Origin of the sequence: Cryobacterium aureum, assembly GCF_002954245.1 — a bacterium.
GTDB lineage: Bacteria > Actinomycetota > Actinomycetes > Actinomycetales > Microbacteriaceae > Cryobacterium > Cryobacterium aureum.
On record NZ_PPTG01000029.1, the window covers coordinates 255,901 to 270,535 of the forward strand.

17 protein-coding genes are annotated in these 14,635 nt (G+C 66.4%); 6 read left to right on the forward strand and 11 right to left on the reverse strand.

All coding sequences use genetic code 11. The features are described 5' to 3' along the window. Positions 1-82: 82 nt before the first annotated feature. Positions 83-1,072: an ABC transporter substrate-binding protein gene (locus CJ028_RS12390; RefSeq protein ID WP_105035533.1), complete on the reverse strand. Its 990-nt coding sequence runs from the start codon at positions 1,070-1,072 to the stop codon at positions 83-85. 118 nt (positions 1,073-1,190) lie between these two features. On the opposite strand from CJ028_RS12390, the gene trhO reads away from it, so the two are divergent. The 6 genes from trhO to CJ028_RS12420 all read left to right on the forward strand — a co-directional run bounded on the left by trhO (position 1,191) and on the right by CJ028_RS12420 (position 6,623). Next, positions 1,191-2,117, forward strand: a complete 927-nt coding sequence (gene trhO / locus CJ028_RS12395; RefSeq protein WP_105035534.1) for an oxygen-dependent tRNA uridine(34) hydroxylase TrhO — start codon at positions 1,191-1,193, stop codon at positions 2,115-2,117. 66 nt (positions 2,118-2,183) lie between these two features. After that, positions 2,184-3,086 (forward strand): ATP-binding cassette domain-containing protein, encoded by a 903-nt coding sequence (locus tag CJ028_RS12400; protein WP_105035535.1) that lies wholly within the window; start codon positions 2,184-2,186, stop codon positions 3,084-3,086. 2 nt (positions 3,087-3,088) lie between these two features. Further along, the gene (locus tag CJ028_RS12405; protein WP_105035666.1) at positions 3,089-3,916 is read left to right on the forward strand and encodes an ABC transporter permease; all 828 of its coding nucleotides are present in this window, start codon (positions 3,089-3,091) and stop codon (positions 3,914-3,916) included. Between the two features lie 295 nt (positions 3,917-4,211). After that, positions 4,212-4,622, forward strand: coding sequence for a hypothetical protein (locus tag CJ028_RS12410; protein ID WP_105035536.1), 411 nt, complete (start codon positions 4,212-4,214; stop codon positions 4,620-4,622). A 120-nt stretch (positions 4,623-4,742) separates the two neighbouring features. Then, entirely contained in the window at positions 4,743-6,089 is a 1,347-nt protein-coding gene (locus tag CJ028_RS12415; protein ID WP_105035537.1) for an HNH endonuclease signature motif containing protein, read from the forward strand. Positions 6,090-6,137: 48 nt separating this feature from the next. Beyond that, positions 6,138-6,623, forward strand: coding sequence for a hypothetical protein (locus tag CJ028_RS12420; RefSeq protein WP_129590480.1), 486 nt, complete (start codon positions 6,138-6,140; stop codon positions 6,621-6,623). Positions 6,624-6,760: 137 nt separating this feature from the next. On the opposite strand, the gene CJ028_RS12425 is transcribed toward CJ028_RS12420, so the two are convergent. From CJ028_RS12425 to CJ028_RS12470, 10 genes are all read right to left on the reverse strand, one after another. Next, positions 6,761-7,111, reverse strand: a complete 351-nt coding sequence (locus CJ028_RS12425; RefSeq protein WP_105035539.1) for a hypothetical protein — start codon at positions 7,109-7,111, stop codon at positions 6,761-6,763. Positions 7,112-7,240: 129 nt separating this feature from the next. Then, complete coding sequence (gene hemL / locus CJ028_RS12430) at positions 7,241-8,614, reverse strand: glutamate-1-semialdehyde 2,1-aminomutase (RefSeq protein ID WP_240607231.1); 1,374 nt, start codon at positions 8,612-8,614, stop codon at positions 7,241-7,243. Further along, on the reverse strand, positions 8,611-9,594 hold the full coding sequence (gene hemB, locus CJ028_RS12435; RefSeq protein WP_105035540.1) for a porphobilinogen synthase: 984 nt from the start codon (positions 9,592-9,594) through the stop codon (positions 8,611-8,613). The genes hemL and hemB overlap by 4 nt, the downstream gene beginning before the upstream one ends. 95 nt (positions 9,595-9,689) lie before the next feature. Continuing rightward, the gene (locus CJ028_RS12440; protein WP_105035541.1) at positions 9,690-10,478 is read right to left on the reverse strand and encodes a uroporphyrinogen-III synthase; all 789 of its coding nucleotides are present in this window, start codon (positions 10,476-10,478) and stop codon (positions 9,690-9,692) included. A gap of 4 nt (positions 10,479-10,482) precedes the next feature. Beyond that, positions 10,483-11,436, reverse strand: a complete 954-nt coding sequence (gene hemC, locus CJ028_RS12445) for a hydroxymethylbilane synthase (protein WP_240607232.1) — start codon at positions 11,434-11,436, stop codon at positions 10,483-10,485. Beyond that, complete coding sequence (locus tag CJ028_RS12450; RefSeq protein WP_105035543.1) at positions 11,433-12,557, reverse strand: ferrochelatase; 1,125 nt, start codon at positions 12,555-12,557, stop codon at positions 11,433-11,435. The genes hemC and CJ028_RS12450 overlap by 4 nt, the downstream gene beginning before the upstream one ends. After that, a complete protein-coding gene (gene hemQ, locus CJ028_RS12455; protein ID WP_105035544.1) occupies positions 12,557-13,309 on the reverse strand; it encodes a hydrogen peroxide-dependent heme synthase in 753 nt (250 codons plus the stop codon). The genes CJ028_RS12450 and hemQ overlap by 1 nt, the downstream gene beginning before the upstream one ends. Positions 13,310-13,392: 83 nt before the next feature. Then, a complete protein-coding gene (locus CJ028_RS12460) occupies positions 13,393-13,674 on the reverse strand; it encodes a hypothetical protein (RefSeq protein WP_240607233.1) in 282 nt (93 codons plus the stop codon). Further along, on the reverse strand, positions 13,661-14,080 hold the full coding sequence (locus CJ028_RS12465) for a phage holin family protein (protein WP_105035545.1): 420 nt from the start codon (positions 14,078-14,080) through the stop codon (positions 13,661-13,663). The genes CJ028_RS12460 and CJ028_RS12465 overlap by 14 nt, the downstream gene beginning before the upstream one ends. A 69-nt stretch (positions 14,081-14,149) precedes the next feature. Continuing rightward, the gene (locus CJ028_RS12470) at positions 14,150-14,533 is read right to left on the reverse strand and encodes a hypothetical protein (protein ID WP_105035546.1); all 384 of its coding nucleotides are present in this window, start codon (positions 14,531-14,533) and stop codon (positions 14,150-14,152) included. Positions 14,534-14,635: the final 102 nt, after the last annotated feature.

A 14,635-nucleotide genomic window follows, 5' to 3' on the forward strand; every position in this document is an offset into this window, starting at 1 on the left:
GAGATCAGCAGGTACTGCCGCCGGCTGATTTTCTGGCCGAGGTGACGCCGGCGCCTGACCGGCCGGGCCGCGAGAGCGCCGATCAGTTCGCCACGAACTGCGGGTCGACCAGCGCGCTCAGGTCGACATCGCCGCTAACGATACCGGCGGCCTGAGCTGCCTTGAGCACGAGGGGCATCGCGTCACTGAGAAAACTGCCGCCGAGTTCTTCGGCGTTCTGGGCCCCGTCGTAGAAGATGACGCCGTCGAAGGCGGAGGCAAGGGCCTCAGCGTCTTCCCCCACGGCGTCGGCGATGATGGCTCGACCGGCGGTCTGGTCGGCGTTGTACGAGTCGAGGGCGAGACCCCAGGAGGAGACGAGTGCCTGAATCGTGTCGGGGTGTTCGGCGATGAAGTCGTCGCTGACCACGAGCACGTCGCTGATCAGGCCGGGGAGTTCGTCGGCGCTGAACAGCACGCCGAGGTCTGCGTCTTCGGCGAGGGCAGTCTGAATGTACGGCTCGTAGGTGACGGCGGCGTCAACCTTGCCGCCGATCAGGGCCACACCGGCATCGGCCGCGTTCATCGGCACCGCCACGATGTCGTCGAGGGTCATGCCGGCATCCTCGAGGGCGTAGTTGAGCAGCAGATCGGAGGTCGTGCCCTGCTCGTAGGCGACCTTCTTTCCGGCGAGGTCGGCGATCGACTCGATGCCGGCGGGAGCGATGATCGCGTCGGCGGTCGTGCTGACGTCTTCGATGAGCACGATCTTGATCGGCACGCCGGCCTGCTGCATGAGCATGGCCGTGTGGGTGGCGACGTTGGCCACGTCGACGTTGCCGGAGATGAACGCCGCGTTGACCTCGGCGTCGCCCTCGAACTCGGTCTGCTCGACGGTGAGGCCGGCGTCGGCGAAGATGCCGTCGGTCTCGGCGATGTACCAGGGGCCGTAGCCGATCCACGGCATCGTCGCCATGCGCACGGCCTGCGTTTTGTCGGCAGCGGTAGTGGCGGCGGGCGTGCCGGCGCAACCGGCGAGCAGGGTGATGGCGGCAGCGGTGGCGAGCGCGGCCACGATTCGAGTGCGTCCCATGGGGAGTCCATTCCGGATTACGTGTAACTTCCCGAGCGGATGCCACTGTCAACGACCCTAGCGAAGTGTGGGGCCTACACTGTGCCCTCCGGCAACGGCGGCCTCGTAAAATAGGCCCATGGCCATTCCGAAGATTCTGCTCTTTTACATCTTCACGCCGTTGGCTGACCCCGATGCGGTGCGGCTGTGGCAACGCGACCTGTGCGCCGGGCTCGGCCTGCGCGGGCGCATCCTCATTTCGAAAGACGGCCTGAACGGCACGGTCGGCGGTGACCTGCCCGCCATCAAGAAGTACATCCGCAAGACTCGCGACTACCCGGCATTCAAGAACATCGATTTCAAGTTCAGCGAGGGAACTGGGCTCGACTCGCGCGGCCACAGCCTCGACTTTCCGAAGCTCGTGGTGAAGGTGCGCGAGGAAATCGTGAGCTTCGGCGCTCCCGGCGAGCTCAAGGTCGACACCGCCGGAGTGGTCGGCGGTGGCGTCAAGCTGCAGCCGGCCGAACTCAACGCGCTCGTCGCCGAGCGCGGCGACGAGGTCGTCTTCTTCGACGGGCGCAATCGGTTCGAGGCCGAGATCGGCCACTTTCGAGACGCAGTCGTGCCCGACGTGGCCAATACCCGGGAGTTCGTGGCCGAGCTCGACAGCGGCAAGTACGACCATCTCAAGGGCAAGCCGGTCGTGACCTACTGCACCGGCGGCATCCGTTGTGAGGTGCTGAGCGGTCTCATGAAGTCGCGTGGTTTCGGCGAGGTGTACCAGCTGGACGGCGGCATCGTTCGTTACGGCGAGGCTTTCGGTAATGAGGGCCTGTGGTCGGGTTCGCTCTACGTCTTCGACCAGCGGATGTCCATCGACTTCGCTCCGGGGGCTGCCGTGCTCGGTGTCTGCCGGGTATGCGCGGTGCCGACGGCGAACATGCTCAACTGCCGAAACGCCTCCTGCCGGGAGCAGCTCGTGGTGTGCCCCGAGTGCGTCGCGCTGGCGACGCCCGCCTGCGAGCTGCACGCCGGGTTGCCCCTAACCAGAGGGCCCGGGGCATAAAGCCCGGTCGCTGCGTAAAACGGCCTACCGGGTAATAGGGTGGAAAGCACCGAAGAGGGGAGTCGGATGCCCACCGGCGCTGTTATCGAATTCAGGAGCATCAGCAAACGCTTTGGCGGGGTCGCCGCGGTCAACGACCTGTCGTTCACGGTGGAACCCGGCCGGGTCACCGGCTTTCTCGGGCCGAACGGTGCCGGCAAGACCACGTCCCTGCGCATCCTGCTCGGGCTGGTCGCAGCCAGCAGCGGCACAGCCACGTTCGGCGGCGTGCGCTACCGTGACCTGCCGCATCCGCTCAAAACGGTGGGCGCCGCCCTCGAAGCGGCAAGCTTTCACCCGGGGCGCACCGCCCGAAGCCACCTCGGCGTCTACGCGATCGCGGCCGGGCTGCCGCGCACCCGGGTCATGGAGGTGCTCACCCAGGTGGGTCTTGCCGCCCACGCCGCCCAGCGCGTCGGCGGCTACTCGCTCGGCATGCGCCAACGCCTTGGCCTGGCCTACGCCCTGCTCGGCGACCCGGGAGTGCTCGTGCTCGACGAGCCGATCAACGGACTCGACCCGGAGGGTATCCGCTGGATTCGCGGATTTCTGCGCGACATGGCCGCCGAGGGTCGCACCGTTCTGGTGAGCTCGCACCTGCTCTCCGAGGTGCAGCAAAGCGTGGACGACGTCGTCATCATCGCCCGCGGCGAACTCGTCCACCTCGGCCCGCTGTCAAGCCTCGACACGGATGCCGCGCCCCTGACGATCGTCGATTCTCCCGACCGCGAGAACCTCAAAGCCGCGCTCACGGCGGCCGGCATCGCCTTCTCGATCGGCCGCACCGGGCTGCTGGCAGCGACGGGCGACCCGGCACTGCTCGGCCACCTCGCCTTCGCAGCCGGGGTCGAGCTGAGCGTGCTGCATCGGCAGAAAGCCGGCCTCGAAGACTCGTTTCTCGCCCTCGTCGGCGGAGGCCACACGCTATGAACATGTTCCTGCGGTCTGTTTCGGCCGAATTCGCCAAGATCTTCACGACCCGCCTGTGGTGGATCCTCGCTATAGTTCTGTTCTGTTACATCGGCCTGCTGGCAGGCGGCCTCGCTGCACTGTTCGCGGGCATACAAACCGGCGTGATCAGCCCGGACGCCGTGAACACGGGTGGCGGAGCGGTCAGCTTCGGCAGCCTCCCGCCGCTCGTTTACAGCTTCGCCTCCTCGGTCGGCTACGTCTTTCCGGTGCTGATCGGTGCCCTCGCGACGACCGGTGAGTTTCGCCACCAGACCCTCACCCCCACCTTCCTGGCCACACCCCGCCGCGGCCTCGTGCTCGGCGCGAAGACGGTGACGCTGGTCCTGGTCGGCGCGGGATTCGGGGTCGTCGCGCTGACGGCATCCGTCGGTATAGGTGGTGGGGTGCTGAGCGCGTTCGGGGTGGACGCGCTGCTACTCGACTCAGAGACTTGGCTACTGGTCGCTCGCACCCTGCTTGCCATGGGCCTGTGGGCGGCGATCGGCGTGGGCCTCGGCGTGCTCGTGCCGAACCAGGTCGCCTCGATCGTGATCGTGCTGGCCTTCACCCAGTTCGTCGAACCGCTGCTGCGGCTGGCGGCATCTTTTCTCGAGGTCACCGCGAAGATCGGCAACTTTCTTCCTGGCGCCGCGAGTGATGCCCTGGTCGGCGCGAGCGTCTTCACCATGGCGAGCCCGGCCGGAACCGCGCCGCTTGGCTGGTGGCAGGGCGGTTTCGTGCTGCTCGGTTACGCCGTGGCCGCGACCGTGATCGGCTATGCCGTGAGCTGGAAGAAAGACGTCACCTAGCGCGCTGCGCCGGAAGTCCGCTGCATTTTTCGTCGATCGAGCTGATCGAGATCACCGTTGACGGACGTTGGGCGGTCTGCGGAACCTGCCCATTCTTCGGTGGTCGAGCCTGTCGACCCCCACACGAGCACCGCGAGACCACCGCGAGCCTCTGGTCGAGCTTGTCGAGACCCCCATCGACCAACGCGAGCCGTCTCGAAAACGCGACCAACTATTGGAAAGCGACTTCGCGCAAAAATCCCGATACGTCTGAGAATACCTCGACTTGAGGGGTTGAGTTTGGTACACTTGTTCTATGAGCCGGAGCGGCGACACCCCCAAGCAAGGACTGGTCGATCCGTTCTTCGCTTGTCACGGCTACCCGCCTTCCACACTCGAGGAGCGCGCCGAGTTCGAGGCGTTCTGGGCGCAGTGCCAGGCCGATTGGCGAGTCGAAATTGCCGAGGGGCTCGGAGAATTCGCCCCGGACGATGCCCCCGAACAGGTCGGCCCGGAACCCGTCAACCTGAAATCGGTGAGCCCGATAGCTGACCGTCCGGTGCTGATTGACGGTCCACCGATTCCGATCAGCCTTGACCTGACCGAGGTGTTCGCTGCGGTGCCGCCGGAGCATCTGTTCGATGGGGACCTCCGCGAGGAGATCCTCTACGCTGAGTACCTCGCGGCCAATTTCCTCCCGAATGAGGGCGCCACTGACGAGCTCTAGCCTGATCCGGCTGCCGCTGACCAGTCAGACTCATCCGGCGCTGACCCGGACCAACCCGACCCGGCCGACGGCAGCCCGGCGGAGACGCTGAGTCCGTTCCAACGCCGGCAGGCGCAGTTCGTGGACCGCACGCTCTACTTCGAGAAGATCATCGCCTGGGCGCAGGCGAGCAAGGCTGAGGTTCTTACCGAGGCGTGGGACTACACCACGAACACCGCCGAAACCGGCCGGCCCCTGGCTGGGCCGGGCCATGCGCATGACTGGGACGCGACGTTCGCCGCGCAGCAGGGCCTGGTCGCGGAGATGGCGTGTGCGCTGCGCATCCCGGCCGGCACCGCCTCCGGGCTGCTCCGAGAGAGCCGGCAACTGGTGGTCGAGCGGCCCGATACTCTCACCGCGCTCCGCGCCGGAGACATTTCCCTCCGCCACGCCCGCCGGGTGGTCGACCAGCTCGACTCCGTGCCGCAGCCCGCCCGCGCCGAACTGGAGGCGGTGTTGCTGCCGCACGCCAAACGCCTCACCGCGACGCAGTTCGACGGCAAGGCCCGGAAGCTCCGGGAACGGTTCCACCCCGACAGCATCACCGTGCGCCGCACCAAATGCCTCTCCGACCGCAAGGTGCTGTTCTTTCCCGATAAAGACGGCATGGCCACGCTCTGGTTGCGCGCCGCCGGCGACGACCTGCAGGGCATCTACACCCGGGTCACCGACGCCGCCCTCAGCCTGCAAGGCCCCACTGAAGAGCGCACGCTGACACAGCTGCGCGCCGACGTCGCCATCGATCTCCTCGCCCAAGGAGTCACCGGCAGCGGCCTCGGCGCCGGCCTCACCGCCAACGTCAACATCACCGTCCCCGTCCTCACCCTGATGGGACGATCTGTTGGCACGCGCGAGGAACCCGGCGACCTTGAAGGGTACGGGCCGATCGACCCGGAAACCGCCCGCCGCCTGGCCGGCACGGCGACGAGTTTTCTACGCATCCTCACCCACCCGCACACCGGTGTCGTGCTCGACGTCAGCGCCGAACCCTTCCGGGTACCGGCGAGTCTGAAGAAATACCTGCGGCTGCGGGATGGCACCTGCCGGTTCCCCGGCTGCAACCGCTCCGCCGGCCACAGCGACCTCGACCACACCGTGGACAAACAATTCGGCGGTCCCACCACCGCCACGAACCTGCACTTTCTCTCTCCGGCGCACCACAACCTGAAGCACTTCAGTGACTGGAAAACCGTCGCTGACCCCGACGGCACCCTGCACTGGACCAGCCCCGCCGGCAAACACTACGCCACCGACCCCGCCACCCGAATCAGCCCCCACCTACAACAAACCGCACCACAACCAGCAGAGTCAGAACAGTCAGAACCGCCGGACCCAGCCGAACCGCCACCACCGCCTCCGCCCGACCCATGGAACTCCGCCTCGTACCCCGACTGGAACACCGACAACTCCGACCAGTACCCGTTCTAGGATCCGGCGCCTCAGATTCGATCGCTCAGCGACTACTCCGCGAGCGTTTTGGGGGACTCCCCCCAACCGTATTGGCCGCTGAATGCCTCCGGCCGAACGAGCCCCCTCGCCTCGGCTCCCCCCGACGCCTACGGCGCCGCCATCTCCTGCGCTAAACCTGTTTTGTACTGGCGCCTGGGTGAATCCAACGGAACGAAAGCGATCGACTCATCGGCTTCGGATCAGCCCGGAACCTACTCGGATTCGGTCAGCCTGGGCACCGCCGGACTGGTCAATGGCACGAGCAACACGGCCGCAGCGTTTAGCCGCGGGATCGTCAGCAGTGACACCCGGATTGATGCTCCCGACAGCTATGCGCTAGAGGCCTGTTTCAGCACGACGACGACGCAGGGTGGAAAGATCATCGGATTCGGCAGCGCTTCTACCGGATTGTCGGACAACTCTGATCGGCACGTCTACCTGCAAGACGATGGTCGCCTGGTATTTGGCACCTGGACCGGGCAGACCAACACCATCGTGACCGAGCCCAGGTAGCACGATGGAGCGCCGCACTATGTGCTCGCACAGCAGTCGTCTGACGGCATGGCGCTCTACGTTGATGGCGCTCTCGTCGGCACTAATCCGCAGACGGGTGCCCAGGGGCACCCCGGCTATTGGCGGGCCCTTCCGACCTAGGTCGGCAGCTTGAGCGAGTCGACGAAGTCAGCCGCGTGCTGGCTGGTGAGAATGACGCGGGCGAATTCTTCATCGACCAAGTCGATCACCACGGCCGAGCGGTGACGCTTGATCGAGACGAAGTCCTTACCGCCGTGAAACTTCCAGGTTCCGGCGGCCACGATGAGCGGAACGATCGAGCCGAGGGCACGAATTCCGCGCAGCCAGATCCACGGATCCTCGGTGATGATCACTGAGCGGATGTTCTCGCGCTGCACCACGATCGACTCACGTCTAAGCGCGAGGGTTCTCTCCGCGCGCGTCAGGTGGATCTCGAGCCGGTCAGAATGCACGCTCAGGGAAGCCATTGTTCCAGTCTGCCCGGTTGCAAGCGAAAACCCGTTGTCTGAACCTCACAAAGCGGTAACGTCCCAGCGCAGGAACTCTCCAATCGCAGCGGATGACCGCTGTCGGCCACGCTCATCCGCTCCCCCAGGTCAGCCCTGCGGGGTTGCTGCGGCCGCAGCCTTGGCCGCAGCGGGGAGCGCCTCGAAAATACGCCCGATAGCGCTCTGGTCGTGCGCGTCGGAGACGAACCAGGCCTCGAACACGCTCGGCGGCAGCGACACCCCGCCGTCGAGCATCGCGTGAAAGAACGGTGCGTAGCGAAACGCCTCCTGGCGCTGCACGTCAGCGTAGGTGCGCGGGGCGCAGCCCCGTGCTTCCTCGCCGAACACGAAGCTGAACAGGTTGCCGGCCCGCTGCACCCGGTGCGCGACGCCCTCGGCCGCGAGGGAGGCTGACACCGCCTCAGAGAGGATGATGGCGGTGGCGTTGAGCCGGTCGTACACGCTGTCATCGAGCAGGTTGAGCGTCGCGATGCCGGCTGCGACGGCGACCGGGTTGCCCGACAGCGTTCCGGCCTGGTAGACCGGGCCGGTGGGTGCCAGAAAGTCCATCACGTCGGCCCGGCCGCCGAGGGCGGCGACGGGAAGGCCTCCGCCGATGATCTTGCCGAAGGTGAGCAGGTCGGGTGTGTAGAACTCTTCGCCGGCCGACTCGAGGCTGCTGGTTTCGAGGCCCCAGAAGCCGGAACGGCTCACGCGAAAGCCGGTGAGCACCTCGTCGAGGATGAGTAGGGCGCCGTTGGAGTGCGCGATCGCCGACAGCGCCGCGTTGAAGCCGGCATCCGGGGCGACGACGCCCATGTTAGCGGCGGCGGCCTCGGTGATGATCGCGGCGATGCGCCCGGGGTGTGCCTCGAAGGCCGCCCGCACGGCGTCCAGGTCGTTGTACGGCAGCACGAGCGTCTGCGCGGCGGTGGCAGCGGTGACGCCGGCCGATCCGGGCAGGGCGAGGGTGGCGAGCCCGGAGCCGGCCTGGGCGAGCAGTCCGTCGGAGTGGCCGTGATAGTGACCGGCGAACTTGATCAGCAGATCCCGGCCGGTGAAGCCACGGGCCAGGCGAATGGCGGTCATGGTCGCTTCCGTGCCGGTGGACACCAGGCGTAGCTTCTCCACCGCTCCGACCCGCTCGGCGACGAGTTCAGCCAGTTCGGTCTCGGCCGGCGTCGACGCACCGAACGAGAGCCCGAGGGCGGCGGCGTTTTGCACGGCCTTGATGACCTCGGGATGCGCGTGGCCGAGAATTGCCGGTCCCCACGAATTGACCAGGTCGACATACTCCCGGCCGTCGGAGTCCGTGACGTAAGCTCCCGCAGCCTTGACGAGAAACAGCGGAGTGCCGCCCACCGAGCCGAAGGCGCGCACCGGCGAGTTGACTCCCCCGGGAATCACACGTCGGGCGCGGTCGAACAGCTCGTCGTTGTGCGTGGCCGTGTGTTCCGTTGACGTTGACATCGTGTCGGTCATGATTGCTCCTCCTTGAGCCAGGTGGCCAGTTCAACGGCCCAGTAGGTGAGAACGGCATCAGCGCCGGCTCGACGGATGCTGAGCACCGACTCTTCGACGGCGCGTCGCCGGTCGATCCAGCCCTGTGCGGCTGCGGCTTCGATCATGGCGTATTCGCCGGAGACTTGGTATGCCCAAACCGGAATATTACTCATGGCAGCGATTTCGGCGAGCACGTCGAGATAGCTGCCGGCCGGCTTGACCATGACGATATCGGCGCCCTCGTCGATGTCGAGCTGGGCTTCCCGCACACCCTCGCGACGGTTGGCGGGGTCGAGCTGGTAAGTGCGGCGGTCGCCGACCAGGGTGGAGGCGACCGCTTCGCGGAACGGGCCGTAGAAGGCGGAGGCGTACTTGGCCGAGTAGGCGAGCACGGCTGTGTCTTCAAAGCCGTTGGCATCGAGGGTCTCGCGCACGGCGGCCACCTGGCCGTCCATCATTCCGGAGAGTCCCAGCAGGGCGGATCCGGCGGTGGCCTGGGCCAGCGCCATGTCGCGGTAGCGCTCGAGCGTGGCGTCGTTGTCGACGTGGCCGTCGGCCGCGAGCACGCCGCAGTGGCCGTGGTCGGTGAATTCATCCAGGCACAGGTCGGTCTGCACGACCAGGGCGTCGCCGATCTCGTCAACGAGAGCGCGGGTGGCCACGTTGAGAATGCCCTTGGGATCGGTTGCGCCGGTTCCGGTCGCGTCGCGCACATCGGGAACCCCGAACAGCATGATGCCGCCAATGCCGGCTTCGGCCGCTTCAACGACGGCGCGTCGGGCACTGTCGATGCTGTGCTGCACGACACCGGGCATCGAGCTGATCGGGCGGGCGTCATCGCCTTCGCGCACGAACATGGGGAGCACAAGCTCCGCCGGGTGGAGACGAATTTCGCTGGCCAGACGGCGAAGTGCGCCGCTGGTGCGCAGTCGTCGTGGGCGGATAATGGGGTTGGTCACTCCTGTACCCTACGCCGCCCGGCTGTGCGTTTCGTTATCCGCTCGTTACCTGCCCGAACAAACAAGACGACAGCGCCCAGCGCCGCTGTCGCGTGTCAGAGCGCCGGCGCGGTTCCGGCCAGCGCGGCGTCGACGAGCGCCTCAATGAGCGACTCGGCGCTGCGCTCCGAGGCGACAACGTCGACGCGCAGTCCGAGCGCCCGGGAGTCCCTGGCGGTCTGCGGTCCAATGCACGCGACGAGGGTGCGCTCGGGAATGTCGCCGAACTGTTCGCGCACCTGACGGGCCACGCTGCCGCTGGTGACGAGGACGGCGTGAACGAGGCCGTCCTTGACGTCGGCGACGACCTGGTCGCTGACCGGAACCCCGATGGTGCGGTAGGCGACGACGGATTCCACGTCGTGTCCGACCCGGCGCAGTCCCTCGGTGAGCAACGGCTTGGCGATCTCACTGCGGAGGGTCAGCACGCGCAGGGGAATGACGCCGGCAGTGGCGGTCTCCCATTCCTGGAGCAGCCCGCGTGCTGAGTTGTCTTCGGAGGGAACGATGTCCACGTGATAGCCGGCCGCGATGAGCGCGGCCGCGGTCGTTTCACCGACCGCGGCGATGCGGGTTCCGGGAGCCACGACGGCCCGGTGCGACGACAGAACGTCCACGGTCGTGGCGCTCGTGATGGTCATCCAGTCGAAGTCGCCGGCGGCGAGGCGGGTCAGCGCCGCGTTCAGTGCCGGGGCGTCGTCGGTGGGGGCGAAGTTGATCATGGGAGCGACGATCGGATGCGCACCCTTGGCGCGCAGGTTTGCTGCCACCTGGTCTCCCCAGGGTCCGCCGCGCGGAACGAGAACTCGCCAGCCCGCGAGGGGCTTGGTCAGTCGATTGGTCACGTGGTTACTCAGTCACTTTCAGGGGAGCGAACTCGGCCGCGCCACCGGCCAGAAGATCTATGGATACTCGTTCGGCCACGTCGAGCGCGGCTTCGGTGAGATGGAGGGCGGAGTGGGAATCGGGGGTCGCCGCGTGCGAGCTCGTGATCTTGCGCGAGCCATCCGGGCTGTACACGGTGGCGGTGAGAAAGAGCAGACCATCGTCGACGACCGCGGTCGCACCGATCGGTGCGGCACAGCCGGCCTCAAGGCGGGCCAGCACCGTGCGCTCGGCGGTGGTCGTCGCCTGGGTGGACACGTGGTTCATAGCGGCAAGCGCAACGCTGAGCAGGCGTTCCGGCTTGCCGGCTCGCACCTCGATGGCGAGCGCACCCTGGCCAGGAGCGGTGGGCCAGGCCGAGAGGTCGAGATGCTCTGGCGCAAGGGAATCCAGGCGGCCGAGCCGACCAAGACCAGCAGCAGCGAGTACGACGGCATCGAGGTCGCCCTCGGCGACGCGTCCGAGGCGGGTGTCGATGTTGCCGCGAATGTCGACGACGGTCAGGTCGGGGCGTCGCTCGAGCAGCTGGGCGACGCGACGCGGCGAGCCGGTGCCGACCTTGGCCCCCTCTGGCAGGGTTTCCAGGGTGAAGCCGGCGCGCGCCACCAACACGTCGCGGGCATCCGCTCGCTTGGGTGTTGCGCCGATGACGAGGCCAGGGTGGGCCTCGGTGGGCAGGTCCTTGAACGAGTGCACGATGACGTCGCACTCGTCGTTCAGCAGGGCTTCCCTCAGGGCGCTCGCGAACACACCGGTGCCGCCGAGGGTCGAGAGCGGTTCGGTGGAGGTGTCGCCGTGCGTGGTGACGCGCACGATTTCGACCTCGACGCCGGCCGAGGCCGCGATGCGGTTCACGATGGTCTGCGTCTGTGCAAGGGCCAGGGCGCTCGCCCGGGTGCCTACGCGGATGACGGTCACGGTGCCATCCCAGCGACGGCCGGCTTGAAGCCGAGGCGCACGTTTTCGCAGCAGCCGGGGCGGCATACGTCGTACCAGGGACCGAGGTCGGTCTTGGCCGGGCGGTCGGAGGCCGGGGTGTCGTTCAGTCGTTCCTCGATCAGGTCGACGAGGCCGCTCACGAAGTCGGGCGAAACACCGGGAGTGGGCACACGCACGGCTTTGATGCCGAACTTCTCGCTCGTCTCCATCGCCTCGGTGTCGAGGTCCCACAGGACTTCCATGTGGTCGCTTACGAAACCCAGCGGCACGATGATGACAGCGCGGATGCCGCGGGCCGGCAGCAGGGCGATCGCATCGTTGATGTCGGGCTCGAGCCACGGCATGCTGGGCGGGCCGCTGCGGGACTGGAAGACCAGCTGCCACTGTGTCTTGAGCTTCGATGTGGCGTCGTCCGGCTCCACTAGCGAGTCCATGATGACCTGGGCGACGGCACGGTGCTGCGCCGCGTAGGCGCCGCCCTCACCGAAGCCGCGCTCGGCCGGGCCGCTCTTGTTGGCGTCGGTCATCGGGATGGAGTGGGTCGAGAACAGAATCTCGACCTCGCTGTCCACATCGATGCCGGGGATGGCCAGGGCAACGTCCTTCAAGCCCTGGGTCACGCCGGTGATGAACGGGTCGACGAAGCCGGGGTGATCGAAGAACTGGCGGATCTTGTCGATGTGCACCGTGTCGTTCAGGCCTTTTTCGGTCAGCGCAGCGGCGAAGTCTTCGCGGTACTGGCGGCATCCGCTGTAGGAACTGTAAGCGCTTGTCGCGATCGCGAGCAGGCGGTTTTGGCCGGCCTCGTGCGCCTCACTGATCGTGTCCTTGAGGTATGGCGCCCAGTTGCGGTTGCCCCAGATCACGGGCAGGTCGATGCCGCGACGACTGAGTTCCACCTGCAGGGCGGCTTTCAGCACGCGGTTCTGGGAGTTGATCGGGCTGACGCCACCGTAGTGGCGGTAGTGCTTGGCGACGACTTCGAGGCGTTCCTCTGGAATGCCGCGGCCGCCGGTGACGTTGCGCAGAAACGGAATCACGTCGTCCTGGCCTTCCGGCCCGCCGAATCCGGCCAGAAGAACGGCGTCGTAGTGGGTCATTACTGCAGAACCTCGACGATCTCGGCGGTGGAGATTCGGCGTCCAGTGTAGAACGGGATCTCCTCGCGCACGTGGCGGCGGGCTTCGGTCTCGCGGAGGCCCCGCATGAGGTCGACGAGCTCGGTGAGTTCGTCGCTCTCGATCGGAAGCAGCCACTCGTAGTCGCCGAGCGCGAAGGCCGAGACCGTGTTAGCGAGGGCTCCGCGGTAGGCGGCACCCTTACGCCCGTGGTCTGCCAGCATCTTGCTGCGCTCGGCGTCGGGAAGCAGGTACCACTCATAGCTGCGGACGAAGGGGTAAATGGTGAGCCAGCCCTTCGGTTCCACTCCGCGCAGGAAAGCTGGCACGTGACTCTTGTTGAACTCGGCGTCGCGGTGCACGCCCATGGCGTTCCAGGTGGGCAGCAAGCTCTTGAGCAGGCGGCTGCGGCGCAGTTCGCGGTTGGCCCATTGCAGGGTCTCAGCCTCTGGCGCGTGGGTCCAGATCATGACATCGGCATCGGCCTTGAGGCCGGAGACGTCATAGAAGCCGCGCACGGTGACGCCTTCGGCTTCGATGAGGGCCACGACGTCGTCGAGCTCATTGACCGCGTGCGGTACATCGCGGCCGTCGAGGTCATCCGGGTTGTGCGGATCTTTTCGCAGAACGGTAAAGAGGGTGAAGCCTTGCGGCGAAGCCGCGGATACCTCGGAATCGGTGGGGGTGGTGGGCTGAACGCTGGTTACTGCCTCTCCGGCAGCCGGGTGAGTCATGGGTCTAGTTTGCTCTTTATTGGGCCCGGCACCAAAATGAGCCCGCCGGTTCCTGTGAACCTACCGAGCGGGCTTGATCGGAACTAGCGGTTCTTGGCCACCGCGGAGGCTCCGAACCAGACGATGACGCCCACGACGGTCGCCGCGCTGAGGGCAATGCCAACGAGGGCGGCTGGGCTGTCTTCACCGAGCTGACGCAGGGCGTGGGTGAGGCGACGCCGTTTGATGCGCAGTTGCTTGGGCAGGTTGAACTTATACTCAATCGCATCGAGCGTCGAGGCGAGTTCGGCCCGCGCGTGCCGCGCTTCGGCGCGAAGGTCGCCGATGCCGTGCTTCTCGGTCTGCGTGCCGCTATTTGGTGTCATATTCGCCAACTCCCTTGAATGCATCTGCGTCGTGACGGATGCTCGCGTGCACGCCCTCGGGGTCGGGTTTCGTGGCCGCCTTCACCCGATTGACACCGATGAGCACGAGGATGACAGCTATCAGCACCAGCGCCACCGCCACGATGAGGGTGGCCAGCCACAGCGGCAGCACGAGAGCCAACGCGATCACCGCGAGGGCGACGAACACACCGAGGGCGAAAAAGAGGATGGCGGCAGCTACAATGAATAGGGCGGCACCGACCCCGAAGTTCTTGGCCTTCGTGGCGAACTCGGCCTTGAAGGCATCCAGTTCGGCTTTGACGAGGGCACTGATCTGGCCGGGCAGCTCCCCGATCAGGGCGAGCAACGGGCGTTTGCTCTTCGGGTTGAATCCACTGCTAGTCACGGATTGCCTTCCCTAGATTCGGGTGTCGGTGTTTCGGGTGTCTGAGAATTCTACGAGTTAGTGTCGGGGTTACTGTGCGTCGGACTCGTCTTCGGTGGCGGGCTTGGCTTTGGGGGCCACCTTCGGCTTGGGCTTGGGCTTCGCAGCGGCGGTGCGGCTCGTGGTCGTGCTCGCCTTGGCTGCTGGCGTGGTCGCGGCGGGGGTGGAACCGTGCCTCTTCTTAGCGACTGCCTGATTGACCGCTTTCTTGCCGACTTTGAACAGGGTGGCGGGAACATCGCCGACGAGTTCGAGAGCGGCGTCGCGCACCTCGGTCACCCGGCGCTGCACGGGCTTGGCGTTCCAGAGATCATTGGCAGCGGCAGCGATCTGGTCGTAGCGTTTGCGACCGGCACGTGCGCCGAGCACATAGCCGACGAGTCCGCCCGTGATGAACAGAAGCTTTCCGCGCATTGAGTCTCCACTTTCGTAAGGTCTCCCCAGAGTAACCCGGTTCGCCGTTTCGGTCTCGGGTGCGCTCGGTATGTCTCAGCGTGCTCGTATCAATACAGCAAG

Coding starts and splice junctions, on each gene's coding strand:
- hemQ (WP_105035544.1), bottom strand. CDS start 13,309: ATGACTCACCCGGCTGCCGGAGAGGCAGTAACCAGCGTTCAGCCCACC.
- hemL (WP_240607231.1), bottom strand. CDS start 8,614: ATGACCGACACGATGTCAACGTCAACGGAACACACGGCCACGCACAAC.
- CJ028_RS12470 (WP_105035546.1), bottom strand. CDS start 14,533: ATGCGCGGAAAGCTTCTGTTCATCACGGGCGGACTCGTCGGCTATGTG.
- CJ028_RS12425 (WP_105035539.1), bottom strand. CDS start 7,111: ATGGCTTCCCTGAGCGTGCATTCTGACCGGCTCGAGATCCACCTGACG.
- CJ028_RS12390 (WP_105035533.1), bottom strand. CDS start 1,072: ATGGGACGCACTCGAATCGTGGCCGCGCTCGCCACCGCTGCCGCCATC.
- CJ028_RS12450 (WP_105035543.1), bottom strand. CDS start 12,557: ATGACCCACTACGACGCCGTTCTTCTGGCCGGATTCGGCGGGCCGGAA.
- trhO (WP_105035534.1), top strand. CDS start 1,191: ATGGCCATTCCGAAGATTCTGCTCTTTTACATCTTCACGCCGTTGGCT.
- CJ028_RS12460 (WP_240607233.1), bottom strand. CDS start 13,674: ATGACACCAAATAGCGGCACGCAGACCGAGAAGCACGGCATCGGCGAC.
- CJ028_RS12405 (WP_105035666.1), top strand. CDS start 3,089: ATGTTCCTGCGGTCTGTTTCGGCCGAATTCGCCAAGATCTTCACGACC.
- CJ028_RS12400 (WP_105035535.1), top strand. CDS start 2,184: ATGCCCACCGGCGCTGTTATCGAATTCAGGAGCATCAGCAAACGCTTT.
- CJ028_RS12410 (WP_105035536.1), top strand. CDS start 4,212: ATGAGCCGGAGCGGCGACACCCCCAAGCAAGGACTGGTCGATCCGTTC.